The sequence below is a fragment of the Vibrio sp. Y10_XG_PY6 genome, from assembly GCF_024181795.1.
Taxonomy (GTDB): Bacteria; Pseudomonadota; Gammaproteobacteria; order Enterobacterales; family Vibrionaceae; genus Vibrio; species Vibrio diabolicus.
This window is the reverse complement of sequence record NZ_JAMZAQ010000001.1, coordinates 365,770-385,909: the sequence shown is the minus strand read 5'-3', so window position 1 is coordinate 385,909 and position 20,140 is coordinate 365,770. Positions and strand designations below refer to the sequence as shown.

The 20,140-nt window shown below is 45.3% G+C and carries 14 protein-coding genes; 5 read left to right on the top strand and 9 right to left on the bottom strand.

The window, feature by feature from the left end:
• Nucleotides 1–31: 31 nt before the first annotated feature.
• The 3 genes from NL644_RS01725 to NL644_RS01715 form a co-directional block, all read right to left on the bottom strand.
• Nucleotides 32–991, bottom strand: coding sequence for a porin (locus NL644_RS01725; RefSeq protein ID WP_005394882.1), 960 nt, complete (start codon nt 989–991; stop codon nt 32–34).
• 398 nt (nt 992–1,389) lie between these two features.
• A complete protein-coding gene (locus tag NL644_RS01720) occupies nt 1,390–3,018 on the bottom strand; it encodes a methyl-accepting chemotaxis protein (RefSeq protein WP_005394881.1) in 1,629 nt (542 codons plus the stop codon).
• 294 nt (nt 3,019–3,312) lie between these two features.
• A complete protein-coding gene (locus NL644_RS01715) occupies nt 3,313–5,673 on the bottom strand; it encodes a Lon protease family protein (protein WP_005394880.1) in 2,361 nt (786 codons plus the stop codon).
• 187 nt (nt 5,674–5,860) lie between these two features.
• Here NL644_RS01715 and NL644_RS01710 point away from each other — a divergent pair, with 187 nt between their 5' ends.
• Entirely contained in the window at nt 5,861–6,358 is a 498-nt protein-coding gene (locus NL644_RS01710) for a hypothetical protein (protein ID WP_054866850.1), read from the top strand.
• A gap of 85 nt (nt 6,359–6,443) precedes the next feature.
• Nucleotides 6,444–8,075 (top strand): ABC transporter ATP-binding protein, encoded by a 1,632-nt coding sequence (locus NL644_RS01705; RefSeq protein WP_253657903.1) that lies wholly within the window; start codon nt 6,444–6,446, stop codon nt 8,073–8,075.
• A 241-nt stretch (nt 8,076–8,316) separates the two neighbouring features.
• On the opposite strand, the gene NL644_RS01700 is transcribed toward NL644_RS01705, so the two are convergent.
• Together NL644_RS01700 and NL644_RS01695 are read right to left on the bottom strand one after the other, a co-directional pair.
• Nucleotides 8,317–10,350, bottom strand: coding sequence for a prolyl oligopeptidase family protein (locus NL644_RS01700; RefSeq protein WP_047009584.1), 2,034 nt, complete (start codon nt 10,348–10,350; stop codon nt 8,317–8,319).
• 121 nt (nt 10,351–10,471) lie between these two features.
• Nucleotides 10,472–11,371, bottom strand: a complete 900-nt coding sequence (locus NL644_RS01695) for a LysR family transcriptional regulator (RefSeq protein WP_005375112.1) — start codon at nt 11,369–11,371, stop codon at nt 10,472–10,474.
• Between the two features lie 162 nt (nt 11,372–11,533).
• On the opposite strand from NL644_RS01695, the gene NL644_RS01690 reads away from it, so the two are divergent.
• Both NL644_RS01690 and lldD read left to right on the top strand, forming a co-directional pair.
• Nucleotides 11,534–13,225, top strand: coding sequence for an L-lactate permease (locus NL644_RS01690; RefSeq protein ID WP_253657902.1), 1,692 nt, complete (start codon nt 11,534–11,536; stop codon nt 13,223–13,225).
• 315 nt (nt 13,226–13,540) lie between these two features.
• A complete protein-coding gene (gene lldD, locus NL644_RS01685; protein ID WP_005383962.1) occupies nt 13,541–14,680 on the top strand; it encodes an FMN-dependent L-lactate dehydrogenase LldD in 1,140 nt (379 codons plus the stop codon).
• 90 nt (nt 14,681–14,770) lie between these two features.
• On the opposite strand, the gene NL644_RS01680 is transcribed toward lldD, so the two are convergent.
• Nucleotides 14,771–15,118, bottom strand: a complete 348-nt coding sequence (locus tag NL644_RS01680) for a helix-turn-helix transcriptional regulator (protein ID WP_005375109.1) — start codon at nt 15,116–15,118, stop codon at nt 14,771–14,773.
• A gap of 300 nt (nt 15,119–15,418) precedes the next feature.
• On the opposite strand from NL644_RS01680, the gene NL644_RS01675 reads away from it, so the two are divergent.
• On the top strand, nt 15,419–16,522 hold the full coding sequence (locus tag NL644_RS01675) for a mechanosensitive ion channel family protein (RefSeq protein WP_046875767.1): 1,104 nt from the start codon (nt 15,419–15,421) through the stop codon (nt 16,520–16,522).
• Between the two features lie 71 nt (nt 16,523–16,593).
• Here the strand turns inward: NL644_RS01675 and NL644_RS01670 are convergent, their stop codons facing one another.
• From NL644_RS01670 to NL644_RS01660, 3 genes are all read right to left on the bottom strand, one after another.
• Nucleotides 16,594–17,313 carry a carbonic anhydrase gene (locus tag NL644_RS01670; RefSeq protein ID WP_114322789.1) on the bottom strand — a complete coding sequence of 240 codons (720 nt, stop codon included), beginning with the start codon at nt 17,311–17,313 and terminating at the stop codon, nt 16,594–16,596.
• Nucleotides 17,314–17,708: 395 nt separating this feature from the next.
• The gene (gene tdh, locus NL644_RS01665; RefSeq protein WP_005394871.1) at nt 17,709–18,740 is read right to left on the bottom strand and encodes an L-threonine 3-dehydrogenase; all 1,032 of its coding nucleotides are present in this window, start codon (nt 18,738–18,740) and stop codon (nt 17,709–17,711) included.
• A 44-nt stretch (nt 18,741–18,784) separates the two neighbouring features.
• Nucleotides 18,785–19,978, bottom strand: coding sequence for a glycine C-acetyltransferase (locus NL644_RS01660; protein WP_114322788.1), 1,194 nt, complete (start codon nt 19,976–19,978; stop codon nt 18,785–18,787).
• Between the last annotated feature and the right edge of the window lie 162 nt (nt 19,979–20,140).

Below are 20,140 nucleotides of genomic sequence, written 5' to 3'. Positions count from 1 at the left end.
ATAAGGCAGTATCTTAGATAACAGTTTCGACTTAGAAGTCGTAACGTAGACCTAGCGCTAGTTCATCTTTTTCATCAGCGCCTTCGTTATCCATTAGATCGAAGTTGTATGATGCGTAGCCACGGAAGTTAGGCTTGAAGTAGTAAGTAACATCAACAGCTAGGTTTTCTACAGTATCAGCATCTTCTAGCTCACCTTTGTTGAACGTAGAAGTAAATACAGTTTGACCCATAGTGTATGATGCAGCTAGTTCGTAGCCTTTGTAATCCGCAGACTCACCTGCAACATCCACGTCTGCGCCTGTGTAGTTACCAGCGAAGTAGAAATCACCTACAGAGTATGCAGCAGCAAGCATGAACTCATCACTATCGTTTTGGTCTGCATAACCAGCACCTAGTTCAATACCAGTATTAGCAAATGCGTAAATACCAGATAGAGAGAAGCCATCTTCCTCGTTGTCTGTAAAACCTTTTGCATCTGTTGTGCGATCAGCAAAGCGGTAGCTAGCACGTACAGCTAGTTGCTCGAATTGGCCTTTGTAAGAAAGCATGTTATCTGTACGGTCAGATACAGGCAGCTTAAGTGCTGCAGTGTTACCGTGGTAAGCCATAATATCGGTAAAGTCAGTAAGAACGAATAATGCACCGTCGTTTTTACCGTAAGTTACTTCACCGTATTTACCGCCTAGGCCTGCGTAAGCGTAACGAGTTTCAAGATCACTGTTGTTATCTACGGCACCTTCTTCTTTTGTTTCGAACTCACCTTCCCAAAAACCAACACCGTATAGGTTTTCATTGATTTCCTGTTTGCCTAGGAAGTTAAGACGGATGCGAGTACGGTCTTTTGCCTTACCATCCATCATAGAAAGACGCGCTTCAGCGCGGCCGCCCATCTCAAGAGAAGTGCCATCTTGGTTGTATAGTTCTGAAGCGACAACTTGAGATCCTGATGCCATTAGCGCCACTGCTACAGCTAAAGTTTTTAATTTCATTGTTATTTTCCATATCATTGTTTTATATGTGTTTTCTCACCAGAAAAACAGGACTTTTCTGTACCAACGAGAAAACTGGCGGCATAGTAGCAGCTGTTATTTTTCACGCAACGCGTTGAATAAACAGCACTTATAGAAGAAAACACCAAGTAAAATGACGATATGAATACCTCTCAACAATCAAGTTATCGGTTGAGGTAAAAAAATCGTTCGCGTCAAAAAAATTTTGACGCAAAAAATGTAAAAATAATCTCACTATATGTGATTTTGCTCGCAAAATATTTTCACTAAATGACTGTTTTAGATAGACTTCCTGATTTTAAATCAGTTTCTCACAAACAAAAAAATCCCCAAGCAATAGCTCAGGGATTTATACATTTTGTTAGGCGAATAGCGAATTAAAGCTTAAAGAAGCTCAATTGCTCTTTCTGCTTCTCTGCAAGTAATGAAAGCTCAGTACTCGCGCTTGCGCTTTGACTAATACCCGCCACATTCTGGTTAACGAGTTCAGACATGTTAACCACGTTCCGGTTGATGTCTTGAGTGACTTGAGACTGCTCTTCGGCTGCGGTTGCCACTTGCGTGTTTGAATCGTTAATGTTGGCTACCGACTCGGTAATACCAACCAATGCCTCATTCGCTTGTTGCGTCAGTTCGTTGTTACGACTGAGCATATCAAGGCTGACTTGCATGCTGTCATTCGCAAGCCCAGACTGCGCTTGAAGTTCTTCAATAATCGTTTGGATCTCTTGAGTCGAGTCTTGCGTGCGTGCCGCGAGCATGCGTACTTCATCCGCAACAACCGCAAAACCACGACCAGACTCACCAGCACGCGCTGCTTCAATCGCAGCGTTCAATGCGAGTAAGTTGGTCTGCTCAGAGACACCGCGAATCACTTCGATAACGTCGTTGATCTGAACCGACTGCTCTTTTAAACGCAGTACCACTTGCGCTGCATCGTTCAATGCCTGAGACATCTGTGCGCTTGCTTCTGCGCTCTCTTGGAAGATAGCCAGACCTGATTGCGCAAGACCATCAGCTTCGCGAGCTGTCGAATCCGCAGACGTTGCGTTATCGCTCACGTTGTTTGCCGTGCTAGCAAGTTCATTAACAGCCGATGCAACTTGTTCGATCTCAGCGAGCTCTAGCTGAGCATTCGCTTCTGCTTGCGTCATTACGGCGGCAAGCTCAGTCGATGCCGATGCAACCTCTTCACTGATGCGAGTTAGCTGGTCGACCGTGTTATAAAGCTGTTCTGCTGTTTGGTTAACATCTTTGCTCAGCTTCGCAATTTCGTTATCACCATCTACATCTGCGCGAACTGATAAGTTGCCCATTGCCAACTGACGCATCACTTCTTGAAGTTTTTGAATAGGCGTAACAATCATGCCTGATAAGATCCACGCCCCCACCAATGAGAACGCAAATACCGCAAGAACTGTCAGCATAGCGTTGTTTTGTACACGCTCATTCTGTTGATGGCTTCTTATGGTTGACTGCTCTGCTTGGTCATTCACATGCTTCGACAGAGTATTGATTTGTTGAACCATTTCTCGGCCAACATTACGGTACTCTTTAATGAATGCACGGTACTCACTGTCCGATTTCAAGCCTTGATCGTACTGGTTAAAGAAAGCCACTGAGCGCTCTGAATATCGAACATAGGCTTCGATCGCTTGGCGAACTTTAATCGCATCTTCACGAAACAGATTACGAGCTTCAATCGCACTTAAATCAGCTTCAACCTGCTTTAAGCCTTCTTTCAATTCATTAAGAAAATTTTCACGACGGGAAGCGTCGTAGATAGCGTAAACCGCTGTAATACGAAGTGGATAAATTTCATCGTCAATACGCGCCAAAGTGTCTTTATGGAAAACCAAAGACTCTTGGTTGGAAGCAATAACATCTTGCTCAGCTTGAAGATTGTTTTTAGTAATCCACAAAGCAATAAACAAAACAATCGCGGTAAATAATACCGGAACCAAAATTTGCGTTCGTACTGACAAATTTTTCAGTGATAACTGCATGACTGGACCTCAGTTGTATGCGTGATGCCTATATCCAAACGAACTCAAGCAACTATCAATACTGAAGCTGCATTTCGGTTATTTGAATATCTATGCTTCCTTGCGACGGGAAAGTTCCCAGACGAATAAACAAGTGGCGAATATTAGAGGTCGATCACACTTTTGTCTAGTACAAAAAGTCCCCATTTTCAATCTGTTATTGACAACATCCCGACAGTAGTGTCGGGATATTGTCGTTATGATAAATTGTGATCACTTATGATGAGATACATTCACATTTAGGGCGGTTTTAGGCTACTTTCTCAACGAATTGAGCTTAGCTTGAGCAAGGCCAAAAATCGTATCTATTGGATAAGAGCCTTCATCGGTTGGCTCACCGGCGACTTTCCCCGTGAACAGTTCGATGGCTTCAGTGACATGATCAATCGCCCAAATATTAAACTCACCTTTTTCTACTGCTTTCACGATGTCGGAACGGAGCATCAAGTTGTGAACGTTAGATTGCGGGATAATGACCCCCTGCCCTTCATGACGACCTTTAATCACACACACATCGTAAAAGCCTTCAATTTTTTCGTTCACACCACCAATCGGCTGAGCTTCACCAAACTGATTCATCGAGCCTGTAATCGCAATGTCTTGTCGGTTTGGTTGCTTTGAAAAAGCAGACACCACAGCACATAGCTCTGCCATGCTGGCACTATCACCGTCGACACCACCATAAGATTGCTCAAACGTAATCGTTGTGGTTAATGGTACTCGCGCCGTTTTACCAAACACGGAAGACAAGTAGGCCGATAGAATCATCACGCCTTTAGAGTGAATACTGCCGCCCAAATCCACACTGCGTTCGATATCGATAACATCCCCATCGCCGTAACACGTCGTCGCGGTGATGCGATTCGGCGCACCAAACATGTAGTCGCTGGTACTTAATACCGAGAGGGCATTCACTTGACCGATAGCCTTTCCTTCAGTGCGAATCAAGGTTGTACCGTTAACAAACGTTTCCATCACGTTGTCGCGTAATCGGCTCACTCGCATTTCTTGGTTCTTGAGCGCCTCTTCCACATGACCGATACGGATCATGTTGGAGTTGGCTTGACGAGCAACGTAGTTTGACTCACGTAATAAATTCGCAATATTGGCAGAGTGGAGTGATAGCTTGGTTTGATCACCAGACAAGCGTGAACTGTATTCGATAATCCGTCCCATGGACTTTCTATCACAGTGCAGCATGTTGTTATCGTTCACGACGCTAGAAATAAAGCGCGCATAGTGCAGTTCCGACTCTGGCGTTCGCTTCATCTCATCTTCAAAATCCGCTGTCACTCGGAACAATTCACTGAACTCTGGATCGTAATGCTGCAGCAATTGATAAGTTCGGTAGTCACCAAACAGAATGATTTTAATATCGAGCGGGATAGGCTCGGGATCGAGTGATACCGCCCCTGTCAATGTCACTTCTTTTTCTAGGGAGGTAAAGCTCAATTGACGAGCGCGCAGTGCGCGCTTCAAACCATCCCAAACGTAAGGCTGTTCAAGCACTTTCTGTGCATCCATTAACAGAACGCCGCCATTCGCCTTATGCAAACTCCCCGCACGAATCAGCGAAAAGTCGGTAAACACGGTTCCCTTGAAAGTGGCTGTCTCAATCGAACCGAAGAGCGAATGGTAATTAGGGTTTTCTTCAACAACGATAGGAAAGTCACTGCTGTTGCGGCTTACCAATACGTTCACTTTATAACGACGTGGTAATTTTTTATCCAACGACGCCGTCGCAATTTCGCCTTGCTCACCACTTTGATCAAGGAAGATATCTGCGTTTTCAACAATATCTTTTTGCAGCTCAGTTAAGTACGTTTTGATTTCAGAATATTCCGCGTAATCCACTTTGAGTTTTTTGATGAAGTGAGTAATCACATCAAGCGTCACTTCATCATTAAGCTTTTTGATTTTATCGCTGTACGTCTCTTCCCACTCCGTGAGCTCACGAACCATCGAGCGTAATCGCACTTCGAGTTCATCAATAGCATCGCTGAACTGCTCTTGCTCTTTCTTACTTAGTGCATCAAAAGACTCTTCCGTATGAAGCTCGTCACCATTCATGGCGACAAACTGATAATCGCCTTGTGTGGTAAGCGTCAAGCTAATGCCTTTCTCTTTTGCCTCTCGGCTAATGCGGTCCAGCTCGTTTTGTTGCTTCGCTGCCAATTGATTTTTTAATCGCTCAGCGCGGCTAAAGTACATTTCATTGTCGAACGCTAGGGGTAAAGCATTCAGTAGTTTGCCCATTAAGGCTTCAATATCAACACGTAACTTATTCCCGATACCACAAGGCAGCTTCAAAACCTTGGGTGTGCGGGTATCTTCAAAGTTCGCAACGTAACACCAATCAAACAAGGCTGCTGCATCGTGCTGGTGACGATTCAGATAGCGCAGGATCATGGTGCGTTTACCTAGCCCATTCTGACCAATGGCGTAGATGTTATACCCTTTCTCTTTGATGGACATCGCAAACTCGACCGCTTTTTGCGCGCGCTCTTGGCCCACAATCTCATCAATTGGAGGTAACTCCTTGGTCGACTTACATGGCATATTCTCTAGATCTGCTACAGAATATAGCTGCTTAGCTTCCAATCTTAGTATTGCCATATCCACTTCCTTTTTTCTTATTTTCGTCATTTGAGTGTAGAGATTATTTGCTTAATTTTAAGTGATTTACCTTCCACCCTAGTTTGATTGGACGTTTTATGAGCATAAAAGTGATATCAACACTCACTTGCAATTGATAATCAATTTCATTTAATATCAAAACAAATCAACTCTTGTGGAGATGGACATGAATATTGAGCAATGCTGGATGCGCTACTTGAAAGCAGAGCAATTGATGGAACAAGGCCACTGGCCCGAGGCACATCGTTTATACGACGATGTACTCAGCAATCTACCGAACCACATTCATTCGGCGCTCGAAAATGCTCAAACCAAACCTTGTCAGTTTGTCTGTCTTATCACCGGGCTTAGAGATGCGTGCGTCGCACAATCGGAGATTCTCAACAAACTCGGATTACAGCGCGATGCTTTTTCAACACTCAATCAAACGTACGCACTATTCCAATTCTTGCAATTAGAGAATCATGAACTTATTGAGCGTGTGGGTCATTTACTTGGTCAACAAAGTGAAGACTTGTTAGCTCATATGGCGGCATTTTGCTCTGCTCAACGCAATGCTCAATGGATGATTGAGCTAGACCATGTAACGCGCGCACATGAGCAGTTTTTGCATTTGCAAGCGATGAGTTCGGCAAAGTCTTCGCCTTCTCACCTTTATAATTAATCTAAAGCCCAAGCATTTAGGCCAGCTAGGTTTGTGCTGTCCATTGCTTGAGTATCATTTGCTTTACCAACCACAAGGATCTGTGATGTCTTCTAAAACCATTCTTTCGGTGAGTAACCTATCGGTCAGCTTTACGACAAACGATGGGATCGTCGATGCAGTAAAGAATGTTAGCTTCGATTTAAAAGCAGGCGAGACGCTTTCCATCGTTGGCGAGTCTGGGTCTGGCAAGTCAGTATCAACCAATGCACTGATGAAACTATTGCCAGACAACGCTATTTTGCATACGAACTCATCCATCATGTTTGAGGGTAGCTCCATCTTGGATAAAACGGAGCGTGAAATGCAAAGCGTTCGCGGTGATCGTATCGGTATGATTTTTCAGGAGCCGATGACCTCACTGAACCCATACATGCGGGTGGGGATCCAAGTTGCTGAGGCCATCATGTGCCACCGTCCAGTGGATAGACGGAAAGCCAAAGCGAGAGTGTTAGAGCTGTTTGAACTGGTTCACATGCCAGAGCCAGAGAAAGCGTACAGCAAATATCCGCACGAGTTTTCTGGTGGTCAGTTGCAACGCATCATGATTGCAATGGCATTGATTAACGAACCCGATATTTTAATTGCCGACGAACCAACCACCGCGTTAGATGTCACGGTTCAAGCAGAAGTGCTGCACCTGATTAAAGAAATTCAGGCTCAGATGGGCATGGCAATCCTATTTATTACTCATGATTTAGGCGTCGTAAAACACTTTGCCGACCGTGTCATTGTGATGTGTAAAGGGGAAGTCGTCGAAGAAGGCGAAACGCAAACACTCTTCGAAGACCCAAAGCACGAATACACACGTATGCTGATCAACTCGATTCCAAAAGGCAGTAAGGACCCTATTAGCGAGAGTGCTACACAACTATTAAAAGCTGACGATATACGAGTCAAATTCTTGATAAAGTCGCATTTTATTGCCAGTAAAAATGAGTACTTCGAAGCCGTAAAAGGCATTTCTCTTGAGCTCAAACAAGGGGAAACACTCGGGATTGTTGGGGAATCCGGTTCAGGCAAGTCTACCCTCGGCCGCGCACTGATAGGCCTCCTGCCATCCACAGGTAAAATCGAATACAAAGGCCAAGATATGGCTTTGCTGACAAACAAAGAACGTTTTGAGCTGAAAAAAGACGTTCAGATGGTGTTCCAAGACCCTTATGGTTCGCTTTCTCCTCGTATGACTATCGGCGAGATCATCACTGAAGGATTAACTGTCCACCAGCCAACGTTGAGTAAAAAAGAACGTATGCAGAAAGCACGCGACGTGCTTCGAGAGGTTCGCTTAGATCCCGCGTCCATCAACCGCTATCCGCACGAGTTTTCAGGAGGCCAGCGTCAGCGTATTGCTATCGCGCGAGCACTGATCCTTGAACCTTCGTTTATTTTGCTTGATGAGCCGACCTCTGCATTGGACCGCTCGGTTCAACTGACTGTGATTGATCTCCTGAAAGATTTGCAGAAAAAGCATAACATTGGCTACTTGTTTATTAGCCACGATCTATCAGTCGTCAAAGCCCTTTCTCATCGTGTTCTTGTCATGCAAAAGGGCGAGGTCATGGAACAAGATACGGCCGAAAATATTTTCCAAAACCCTAAAAATGACTACACGAAAAAACTGATAGATGCCTCATTTGATCTTGAAAGCAGTGAAAATCAGCACAATGCGGCTTAGGTTCATCACAGTTTCATATTCATAAACTAGGATTAAGAAAAGGTGATGATTTCATCTTGTCTTAAGAATGGCGTAGCTGCCTTTCGGTTTGGCCGCCGAGACTGGTTGGTTCAAGAGTCAGACTTAGTCAACCTGGCTCAAATACTGGTAAACAGTATGAATTGAGTTCCCCCAACCATGAAAAATGCCGCGACAGAGTCGCGGCATTTTTTATTCTCAGAAGCTGAGAGCAACTAAGGCATTAAATCGACTCAATACCCATATTGTATAACGTAAATGCATACACGTCTGTGGTGAGGTCAATTTGCTTACTCAGCGGCATTCCTGCACCATGACCAGCATTGACATCAATGCGTATCAATACTGGATTAGCACCTTGCTGTTTGTCTTGCAGTTCCGCAATAAACTTGTACGAATGTGCTGGAACCACACGATCGTCGTGATCGGCGGTTGTCACCAATGTCGCAGGATACTGCACGCCTTCTTTTACATTGTGAACAGGAGAGTAGCCAAGCAAGTATTGGAACATCGCTTCGCTTTGCTCAGACGTGCCATAGTCATACTTCCAGCCTTCTCCAGACGTAAACGTGTGGTAACGGAGCATATCAAGCACACCTACGGCTGGCAGCGCCACCTTAAATAACTCAGGACGTTGCGTCATACACGCACCAACCAACAAGCCGCCATTTGAACCACCACGAATCGCTAGGCGCTCGGAGCTAGTGTAGTCGTTTTCAATCAGGTATTCCGCCGCCGCAATAAAGTCATCAAATACGTTTTGCTTTTGCTGCTGAGTGCCTGCGTTGTGCCAAGCTTTACCGTACTCACCGCCGCCTCGCATGTTGGCTACAGCGTAAATACCACCCAATTCCAGCCAGTTGGCCACATTGCCAGAAAACATCGGAGTGAGGCTGATGTTAAAACCGCCGTAACCATACAGCATGGTTGGCGCACTGCCATCAAGCGCGATGCCCTTCTTGTATGAGATGATCATCGGAACTTGCGTGCCATCTTTTGAGGTGTAGAACACCTGTTTTGATTCATACTCACTGCGATCGAATGGCGCTTTTGATTCTTGAAACAGCGTCGATTCACCAGACTCAACATCAAATGAGAAGATCGTCGGTGGCGTCACGTAGTTAGTAAAGGTGTAATACAGCGTGGTTTCTTCTTTTTTACCCGCTAGACCATAAGCCGTACCCTCTCCCGGCAGTTCAACATCTCGAATCCATTCACCTTGGTAGTTAAACTGCTGCACTTTAGAAAGTACATCCACCATATAAGTCGCAAACAGATAACCGCCACCTTTGCTGATTTCTAACGGCTGTTCTTGTTCAGCAATCACATCCATCCATTGCGCTGTTCGGGTGTTGTAGCTGACAACTTTGCCATTCGGCGCATCTAGGTTGGTGTAAAGCAGCAAGGTTTCGTCTTGGCTATCAATCAAGTAGGTGTCGCCTTGCGTTGTATCACGAAGGGTCACAATCGCTTGGGACTCAGACTGTAAATCGATATAAAACAGACGATTACCCGATGTGGATTCTGCGCCAGAAATAATGAGGAAGCGATCGTCCGTCGTCGTGGTACCAGACACATAACGGTGAACCTGCGTATCCAACTCACCGAAAATCACTTTATCTTCAGACTGAGGTGTACCAAGTTCATGATAATAAAGCTTGTGATGTTCAGTTCGCGCAGATAACTCACTGCCTTGCGGCTTATCATAGCTTGAGTAATAGAAGCCTTTGCTGCCCAGCCAAGAAATCGACGTAAACTTCGCATCCACAATCTCAGGCTCTAACTGTTCTTTGGTTTCGGCATCAATAACAAAGATCTTGCGCCAGTCACTGCCCCCTTCCGAGATGGAATACGCGACCAAACGATAGTCTTTAGAGAAGCTGACTTCGCCAAGAGAGGTCGTGCCCTCTTCAGAGAACGTATTTGGATCAAGGAAAACCTCGGCTTCTCCCTCCCCTTTATGGCGATACAGCACGCTTTGGTTTTGCAAACCGTCGTTTTTGTAAAAGTAAGTATAATCACCGCGCACAAATGGCTGAGAGTATTTCTCATAATTTTGACTGTTTGCGACCAAGTCACGAATCTGTTGGCGATACGGGATCTGACCAAGAAAATCGAATGTTACCGAGTTTTGTCCCGAAACCCATTGTGCGGTTTCTTCGCTGCGATCATCTTCTAACCAACGATAAGGGTCGGCAATGTCGTGACCAAAATAAGTGTCCACGACAGAATCTTTACGTGTTTTTGGGTAATGCATAACGTCCGTGTTACTCCGTTGCTTTTATTAAGTTGTTTATTTTCATATCGTTTTATTGCGGTGATTACCTTAGAGCACCCAATATTGATTTCAACGACATTGTTTTAAATCTATGAAGGGACTAGAAATAATGAGATATCGTTAAGTAACGATCACGAATGTGCTCAATAAGCAGTTTCACTTTATTCGGTGGTTGACGAGTAAACGGGTACACCGCATAGATACCCAACTTTTTACCCACTAGTTCAGGAAAAATATCCACCAGTTGACCATTGCGAATATCGTGATACACCAAGCATCGCGGGACGTAAGCTATACCATGGCCGCCCAGAGCGGCTTTACGTAATGCGGTCGCGTTATCAGTAGAAAAGCAGCCCGATACTTTGACGATGTAATTACCATCTTCGCCTTTAAACTCCCAGTCTGTTGCACCTGTGGTTTGGTAAGCGTATTGCAGACAATTGTGCGTGGTGAGATCAATCGGCTCGATCGGCTTCCCATTTTTAGCGATATATGAAGGGGACGCGCATACCACCCATTGGGAATCGAGAATATGTCGTGCGATCAAACTGGAATCGGCTAGGTAGCCAGTTCGAATGACTAAATCGTAACCATCAGCCACCAAATCGACAAAGCGGTTATCCAATGACATGTCCACGGTCAGACCCGGATGAAGGTTACAAAATTCCGCAACGGCATCAGCAAGTATCAAATCTCCAGAGATACAAGGCACGGACATTTTTATGTGACCGCTCACATTCTCTCCAAAGCCTGCAACAGCGTCCATAGCCTCCTGAGTGGCCTGCTTCACATTTTTAGCACTGTGGAGTAACACCTTACCTGCTTCGGTTAAGGTCAATTTACGCGTTGTTCGATATAATAGCTGCGCCCCTATCTCTTCCTCCAACCTTGCCATTCTTTTACTAACTACCGAATTTGTAAGGTTATTTGCTTCTGCAACCTTACTAAAACTGCCCAGTTCGATTACTTGAGAAAATAGGATTAAGTCGTCTGCTCTCATACGATTATGTCACTTTTGGAATTAATTATTTTCATTATTTCCCTATATCAACAAAAAATAAAGGAGTAAATTCACGCCAAATTAACAAAACCATTACAACAAAAAGTCACCTCTACAGCGGATTGACACCGTTCGAGAAGTCAGCGTACGAAGGATGTACAAATGAGTGAAACCCTACTTGCCCTAGTGGCATTTTCGCCAATTGTTGTTGCCGCCATCTTATTGGTTGGTCTCAACTGGCCTGCTAAAAAAGCCATGCCTGTTGCGTTCGGTTTAACCGTCGCTATTGCCCTAATGTTTTGGGATATGTCAGCCAATCGCGTACTGGCTTCTGTATTCCAAGGGCTAGGCATTACTGTCTCTGTTCTATGGATCGTGTTTGGTGCCATCTTCTTGCTCAACACTTTAAAACACACTGGAGCGATCACCACTATCCGTAATGGATTTACCGATATTTCAGCTGACCGCCGTGTGCAAGCCATCATCATTGCTTGGTGTTTTGGCTCATTCATTGAAGGTGCATCAGGGTTCGGTACCCCGGCAGCAATTGCTGCGCCACTACTGGTTGCAATCGGCTTCCCTGCGCTAGCCGCTGTCCTAATGGGCATGATGATTCAGTCAACGCCTGTTTCATTCGGTGCGGTGGGTACGCCAATCATCGTGGGTGTAAACAAAGGTTTAGACACCCATAACATCAGTGAGTCTTTGGCTGCACAAGGCGCAACATGGGAAATGTACCTGCAAGATATCACCGCGCACGTTGCTGTGATTCACGCTGTTGTAGGTACGATGATCCCTGTATTAATGGCGATGATGTTAACACGTTTCTTCGGCAAGAACAGAAGCTGGAGTGAAGGTCTGGATATTCTACCATTTGCTTTATTCGCAGGTGTCTCTTTCACTGTGCCATACGCATTAACTGGTGTGTTCTTGGGTGCAGAATTCCCTTCACTAATCGGTGGTTTGGTTGGTCTTTCTATTGTTGTTACCGCAGCGAAAAAAGGCTTCTTAGTACCAAAGACTAAGTGGGATTTCGAAAGCGAAGACAAATGGCCTGTTGAATGGCTGGGCTCGCTAAAAGTCGATCTAAACGACAATCCAGGCAAACCAATGAGCATCGTAAAAGCTTGGGTACCATATGTAATGCTGGCGGTAATTCTCGTCGCAAGCCGCGTAAGTCCGGAACTGAAAGGCTTTGTACAAAGCGTAAGTTTGTCGTTCAGCAATATTCTTGGTGAGACTGGTGTGAGTGCCGCTATTCAGCCGTTGTACCTGCCAGGTGGCATCCTCGTGTTTGTCGCACTGCTTGCCGCAATGTTACAAAGTGGCAGCGTAAAACCATTGCGTGAAGCGTTTGGCGAGTCAAGCAAAACACTGATTGGCGCGGGGTTTGTCTTGGTATTTACCATCCCGATGGTTCGTATCTTCATCAACTCTGGTATTAACGGCGCTGACCTAGCAAGTATGCCGGTTACAACAGCGAACTTTGCCTCTGACCTTGTCGGTTCTGCGTTCCCAGCACTGAGTGCCACCGTTGGTGCGCTGGGTGCGTTCATCGCTGGCTCAAATACGGTTTCAAACATGATGTTCAGCCAGTTCCAATTCGAAGTGGCACAAACACTATCTATTTCGAGTGTGATTGTTGTGTCGCTTCAAGCCGTTGGCGCAGCCGCAGGTAACATGATTGCGATTCACAACGTTGTTGCCGCATCAGCCACCGTAGGCTTACTTGGCCGTGAAGGCGCAACATTACGTAAGACGATTATCCCTACGTTCTACTACATTGTAATGACGGGCATTATTGGTTTGGTGTTGATTTACGGCCTCCAAATGACGGATGTCTTGATGAAGTAACGCGAAACGCAGGGTTTGTAGCCCTGCCTAATTTGACACAGCTGTCAGCACTACTACCCCGACATGTTGATTTAGCTTGCTACATCAATCCCCCCGGCAGCTGTGTCATCCTTTCCAATTTGTATAACTGATTGAGTGATTTAACAAAATTTTTCAATCAATTATGTAAATGAGTTACCAACATCACCAGTTCAAACGTAAGTGAACCATAGGTAACTATACTCATTTTGATGCCTTCACTGCTTTGCGATGAAGGCTCAACGAAAGAGCAAATTGCTCCACAACTTTGCTTAGAATAACCGCTAGGACACCATTATGATTATCTCAGCTTCTACTGACTACCGCGCTGCCGCGAAAGCCAAGCTTCCTCCGTTTCTATTCCATTATATTGATGGCGGTTCTTACGACGAACGCACGCTGAAGCGTAATACTGACGATTTAGGTGATGTCGCTCTTCGCCAACGCGTCCTACGCGATATGACAGATTTGAGCCTAGAAACCGAGATCTTCGGTGAGAAACTGGCAATGCCAATCGCGCTAGCTCCTGTTGGTCTAACTGGTATGTACGCGCGCCGAGGCGAAGTTCAAGCAGCAAAAGCGGCCGAGAAGAAAGGCATCCCGTTTACTATGTCGACCGTTTCGGTTTGTCCTATTGAAGAAGTCGCACCTGCAATTGAACGTCCAATGTGGTTCCAGCTTTACGTGCTTAAAGACCGTGGCTTTATGAAGAACGTGCTTGAGCGTGCAAAAGCTGCGGGCGTCACAACGCTGGTGTTTACCGTTGATATGCCAGTTCCTGGCGCGCGTTACCGTGACATGCACTCAGGCATGAGTGGCCCTAACGCAGCCATGCGTCGTGTGTTCCAGGCGATGCGCCACCCAAGCTGGGCACTGGATGTGGGTCTACTTGGTAAGCCGCACGACTTAGGTAACATCTCAACGTATCGCGGCGAACCAACAAAACTAGAAGATTACATCGGCTGGTTAGGCGCAAACTTCGACCCGTCTATCTCCTGGAAAGATCTTGAGTGGATTCGTGACTTTTGGGATGGCCCTATGGTCATCAAAGGCATCCTCGACGAAGAAGATGCAAAAGATGCGGTACGTTTCGGCGCGGATGGCATTGTAGTATCTAACCATGGTGGTCGTCAGTTAGATGGCGTGCTTTCAAGTGCTAAAGCACTACCAAGCATTGCAGATGCGGTAAAAGGCGATCTTAAGATCTTTGTTGACTCTGGTATCCGTACTGGTCTTGATGTGGTTCGTATGCTCGCGCTGGGTGCTGACTGCACACTGCTTGGTCGTTCATTTGTGTACGCATTGGCTGCACAAGGCGGCGCAGGCGTTGAAAACCTACTGGATCTGTACGACAAAGAAATGCGTGTAGCTATGACGCTTACAGGCGCGAAGTCTATCGCGGATCTTTCTCGCGATTCCTTGGTGAAAATCCCATAATCTTTGCAAGCGAGCAAAACAGAAACGAAAAAACGAGCCAAAATTGGCTCGTTTTTTATTGCTCTTCAACCCGATAATTTGACGAGCAAGCTAGCTGACTTGGTGAACGTACTCAATCACGACTTGGTTGCCGTCGATAAACACGTTACTGATATCACCATCCACCGTTACACGATTTTGTAAATAAACCGTACCAGATGCAGATAGATCACGCTCCGTCAAAGACGGAATCACCTGACCAGGACGTACATGTAGCTGCTCGCATAGCTGTTTTACAAAACCTAGCGTCAGTGGAGAATTACCACGTAACAAGCCAGAAAACTCGTGTAGACTCAAACCAAGGCGCTTCGCCATTTCCATTTGAGTGATGTGCATTTTGGCTTTTTGTGACATCCAGATGTCGTAGAGCGCGTTTCGATCCAGCTCTGTAAATTCCATATCTGCCTCCGCTAATTCAAGAGCCAATACACTCTCACACTTACTTAAGATAAATGTTAGCGATAAGTCAGAGAAGTTATAATTGATCGTTCAAATATCAACGCATATCGGAGATGATGAAGCTCCGCGCACGAATGGAACGGCGGCTCATCACCCAGTTTCGACCACTCACTTTTCACCTCACGAACTAGCCTACCTCAGGCGATTTAAACATAAGTAAATGATTTAAAGGAAATCACTGGGGTGAAGGAGTAATATCTGCTACCTTTCCTTCCATGGTTCACTAGAAAGAAGTTACATATGTCACAGTGGTTTACCGATTTGCAAAGCTATATTGAAACATCTCATCAAGATTGGAGTGGGAGTGTCCTTTTCATTACACTCGCCAGCTTTATTGCTTGGATAGCTTGGCGACTGATCCGCTCTCGTCTCGCAGTACTAGTAGAGAAAACCCCTTTCCACTGGGATGACATGCTGCTTGACGCGCTAAAAGCGCCAGTCAGTACACTCATTTGGTGTTGGCCTGCAACCGTCTCTATCGGCATCATATTAGAGAGCGAGCTCAACGATAAAATAAACTGGTTAAGCACGCTGAAACTGATTTTGGTGATCAGTATCTTCGTCTGGACCGTTATGCGACTCATCACCAATGTTGAAGAGTACGTCCTAGAACAAAAAAACCGAGATGAAACCACAGTGCAAGCGATAGCTAAAGTCGCGCGCTTGTTCTTTATTACCGTCGGAATTCTCACTGTGATGCAGGCGTTTGGCTTGTCACTGTCAGGATTGCTCACCTTTGGTGGTGTCGGTGGTTTAATCGTTGGTTTAGCGGCGAAAGATCTGCTGTCGAACTTCTTTGGTGGCCTTATGATCTACTTCGATCGTCCGTTTAAAGTTGGCGACTGGATCCGCTCTCCAGATCGCCAAATTGAAGGTACGGTAGAGCGAATTGGCTGGAGAATGACCATCATACGAACTTTCGACAAGCGCCCTCTTTATGTGCCAAACTCTGTGTTTAGCAACATAGTCGTAGAAAACCCATCTCGCATGCTAAACCGACGCATCTACGAAAAAATTGGACTTCGTTACGACGACGCCGAAAAAATGCCGCAAATCATTACAGCGGTGAAAGAGATGCTTAAGAATCACAAAGATATTGATGCACGCCAAACGCTTATCGTCAACTTCGATACGTTCGGTCCATCGTCACTGCATTTCTTCATTTATACCTTCACAAAAACCGTGAATTGGGTGAGATACCATGAGGTTAAACAGGATGTTCTTCTTCAAGTAATTAACATCATTAAAGAACACGAAGCAGATATCGCCTTCCCAACTCAAACACTCAAGCTCGACCCAGTTCAAATGATAAAAGCTGAGGAGCAAGAAGATCACGGCTTCTAATTTCCATTAATACCAATAACAAAGCCCGCTTTATTCAAGCGGGCTTTTTCATTTTTATTTGCTTGGATTGGTTAGTGTTGCATTAACACCATACGAGCATTCAATGGTTGGATAGGACGATTGTTTTTCCCCATCACTTTCGTAAACGCTTTAATCTGCTCAGGGGAAATGGTTTGTGCTTCTTTCATCACTAACCAACGTACCCCTTCAGAGCATGGTGGTGTCGTTAGTGAGCCATTAAAGCGATAATACGCTTTGTCTTTTGGAAGCAACGCATCAGCTTCAAATGGCAATTTAATCTCTACACCTTGATCTTTACTTGGTATGTTTGCCAGTAACTTCGCTAAATCTGGGTTCGCTTTTCCGGATTGAAAAAACACAGCCACAACCGCCAAATGGCCAGTTGTATCAGCATGCACAAAATGCGCTTCTAATGGGTATTCTTTGCCATCCACATGGTTTTCTGACGGGGTATGGAAGTGGAACTGCTTTAACGTGAATACATTACCATCAATCAACAGTGTGTTGTCACCCTCTAGGCTGGTTTGTAATGTGTGGCCGTTATTGAGCAATGAGATTGCTTTGCCATGGTAGTCGAACTGCAATTTGTCTAACTTCGCTTCTGCTGCGGAGACAATATTAATTGGGCTTTGGTTTTGACCTTTGGAACATTCAGACGCAAACTCGCCCCAATGCTCAGGCCCGTGACTCCCCTCGTAACCCCAGCTTGCTGCGTAAGCTGTTCCTGTAAATACCAACGCCAAACCTAGAGCTGCCAGTGACTTCTTCATAGTTTTCCTTATTCCTTCAAGTTAAATGTTGTGAAAACAAAACCATACTAATCGCACAGAATTAAGCGGGAATAGAGTGAAAACTATGATTACAAAAGTTTTTTGGAATAGATGCCTCTAGTTATGCAATTGATATGATGCTCAAAATTGAACATCAACGATTATCGAGTCGGTATAAGTGCCAGCTGGTGGGGTGTTTTTTTGTACAAGAAAGATTTGTGGTATTGCCCTAAATCACTTGGAACTTCAGGCTGGAAATGTTGCTGTGCATGATCTAGAAAAAAGACTATGGACATTTGTAAAATGAGGGCTATGTGTTCTATGTTACCGCTTATGTTTACAACATATCGCTAAAAAAAAACGCCCCTTTCGGAGCGCTTTCTTATTTGAGCAGATTATTCCCAATCAAGGATAACTTTGCCAGACATGCCTGAACGCATGACATCGAAGCCTTCTTGGAAGTCATCAATCTTGTAGTGGTGCGTGATAATTGGTGATAGATCCAAACCAGATTGAATCAGTGAAGCCATCTTGTACCATGTTTCGAACATTTCACGACCATAGATGCCTTTGATAACTAGGCCTTTGAAGATCACTTGGTTCCAATCAATGCCCATATCTGATGGTGGAATACCGAGTAATGCAATACGACCACCGTGGTTCATTGTGGTTAGCATTGAGTTGAATGCCGCTGGGTTACCAGACATTTCTAGGCCTACGTCAAAGCCTTCTGTCATGCCTAGTTCAGCCATTACATCTTCAAGCTTCTCTTCAGCAACATTTACTGCGCGTGTTACACCCATTTTACGAGCTAGCTCTAAACGGTACTCGTTTACGTCTGTGATAACCACATGACGAGCGCCGACGTGTTTCGCAACTGCAGCGGCCATGATGCCGATTGGGCCAGCACCAGTGATGAGCACGTCTTCACCGACTAGATCGAAAGAAAGCGCAGTGTGTACCGCGTTACCGAACGGGTCGAAGATCGATGCTAGATCGTCAGAAATCTCGTCAGGGATCTTAAACGCGTTAAATGCAGGAATCACTAGGTATTCTGCAAATGCGCCTTCACGGTTTACACCCACACCGATCGTGTTGCGACACAAGTGAGTACGACCGCCACGACAGTTACGGCAGTGACCACAAGTGATGTGACCTTCACCAGATACGCGGTCACCGATTTCAAAGCCACGAACTTCCTGACCAATCGCAACCACTTCACCCACGTATTCGTGACCGACAACCATAGGCACTGGAATTGTCTTTTGTGACCATTCGTCCCAGTTGTAGATGTGTACGTCAGTACCACAGATAGCGGTTTTCTTAATTTTGATCAGAATATCGTTATGGCCAACTTCAGGTTTATCAACCTCAGTCATCCAGATGCCTTCTTCAGGCTTTAGCTTTGATAATGCTTTAATTTTCATAATGTAACCTTAATTAAAGGCCCTATTATCTAGGACCTAGAGTCTTAAATAAGACCCATGTCCTTACCAACTTCGATGAACGCATCAATTGCACGATCTAGCTGCTCACGAGAATGCGCAGCTGACATTTGAGTACGGATACGCGCTTGGCCTTTTGGTACCACAGGGAATGAGAAGCCGATTACGTAGATGCCTTTCTCTAGTGCTCGTTCAGCAAATTCTGCTGCCACTTTCGCATCACCTAGCATGATTGGAATGATCGCATGGTCAGCGCCGCCCATTGTGAAACCAGCAGCTTCCATACGTGCGCGGAAGTGTGCTGCGTTTTCCCATAGACGGTCACGTAGGTCACCGCTCTCTTCTAGTAGATCTAGAACTCGGATAGAAGCGCTTACGATTGCTGGTGCAACAGAGTTAGAGAATAGGTATGGACGAGAGCGCTGACGTAACCAGTCGATCACTTCCGCTTTACCAGACGTGTAACCGCCTGAAGCGCCACCCATTGCTTTACCTAGCGTACCTGTAATGATGTCGATACGGTCAACCACGTTGTGGTATTCGTGCGTACCTGCACCCGTTTTACCCATGAAGCCAACCGCGTGAGAGTCATCAACCATGGTCAGTGCGCCGTATTTTTCAGCTAGGTCACAAATAGCCGGAAGGTTCGCCACTACGCCATCCATTGAGAACACACCGTCAGTAACGATAAGAATGTGGCGTGCGCCTGCTTCTTTCGCAGCAATCAGTTGTTGCTCTAGCTCTTCCATGTTGTTGTTTGAGTAACGGAAGCGCATTGCTTTACATAGACGAACACCGTCGATGATTGACGCGTGGTTTAGTGCGTCTGAAATAATTGCGTCTTCTTTACCGAGAATGGTTTCAAACAGACCTGCGTTTGCATCGAAGCAAGAGGTGTAAAGAATCGTATCTTCTTTACCTAGGAACTTAGACAACTTCTGTTCAAGCTCTTTGTGGATGTCTTGAGTACCACAGATGAAACGTACTGAAGCCATACCAAAGCCGTGCTCGTCCATGCCCGCTTTACCCGCTTCAATTAGCGCAGGATGGTTAGCAAGACCAAGGTAGTTGTTTGCACAGAAGTTTAATACTTCTTCACCGGTAGAGATTTTAACAGCCGCTTGCTGCTGAGACGTGATTACGCGCTCTGATTTGTAAAGACCTTCAGTCTTCACATCTTCAATTTGCTGCTGAATCTGTTGGTAGAATGCAGAAGACATTTGAAATTCCTTCCTGGTTATTTTGGCGAGTATTTACTCGTTTAGAATTAGGTTGAGCCTTTATGTGACGGGCATCACGGGCTATCACTCATCAATTAATTGTAGTGTAATTCAAGGAAGGAAGAAGGATTATCCCTTAAGGTGGAAAAGCATTAATGAATC

Excerpts from the sequence above, each read along its gene's own strand:
- NL644_RS01725 (WP_005394882.1), bottom strand. The coding sequence starts at position 991 with ATGAAATTAAAAACTTTAGCTGTAGCAGTGGCGCTAATGGCATCAGGA.
- NL644_RS01720 (WP_005394881.1), bottom strand. The coding sequence starts at position 3,018 with ATGCAGTTATCACTGAAAAATTTGTCAGTACGAACGCAAATTTTGGTT.
- NL644_RS01715 (WP_005394880.1), bottom strand. The coding sequence starts at position 5,673 with ATGGCAATACTAAGATTGGAAGCTAAGCAGCTATATTCTGTAGCAGAT.
- NL644_RS01710 (WP_054866850.1), top strand. The coding sequence starts at position 5,861 with ATGAATATTGAGCAATGCTGGATGCGCTACTTGAAAGCAGAGCAATTG.
- NL644_RS01705 (WP_253657903.1), top strand. The coding sequence starts at position 6,444 with ATGTCTTCTAAAACCATTCTTTCGGTGAGTAACCTATCGGTCAGCTTT.
- NL644_RS01700 (WP_047009584.1), bottom strand. The coding sequence starts at position 10,350 with ATGCATTACCCAAAAACACGTAAAGATTCTGTCGTGGACACTTATTTT.
- NL644_RS01695 (WP_005375112.1), bottom strand. The coding sequence starts at position 11,371 with ATGAGAGCAGACGACTTAATCCTATTTTCTCAAGTAATCGAACTGGGC.
- NL644_RS01690 (WP_253657902.1), top strand. The coding sequence starts at position 11,534 with ATGAGTGAAACCCTACTTGCCCTAGTGGCATTTTCGCCAATTGTTGTT.
- lldD (WP_005383962.1), top strand. The coding sequence starts at position 13,541 with ATGATTATCTCAGCTTCTACTGACTACCGCGCTGCCGCGAAAGCCAAG.
- NL644_RS01680 (WP_005375109.1), bottom strand. The coding sequence starts at position 15,118 with ATGGAATTTACAGAGCTGGATCGAAACGCGCTCTACGACATCTGGATG.
- NL644_RS01675 (WP_046875767.1), top strand. The coding sequence starts at position 15,419 with ATGTCACAGTGGTTTACCGATTTGCAAAGCTATATTGAAACATCTCAT.
- NL644_RS01670 (WP_114322789.1), bottom strand. The coding sequence starts at position 17,313 with ATGAAGAAGTCACTGGCAGCTCTAGGTTTGGCGTTGGTATTTACAGGA.
- tdh (WP_005394871.1), bottom strand. The coding sequence starts at position 18,740 with ATGAAAATTAAAGCATTATCAAAGCTAAAGCCTGAAGAAGGCATCTGG.
- NL644_RS01660 (WP_114322788.1), bottom strand. The coding sequence starts at position 19,978 with ATGTCTTCTGCATTCTACCAACAGATTCAGCAGCAAATTGAAGATGTG.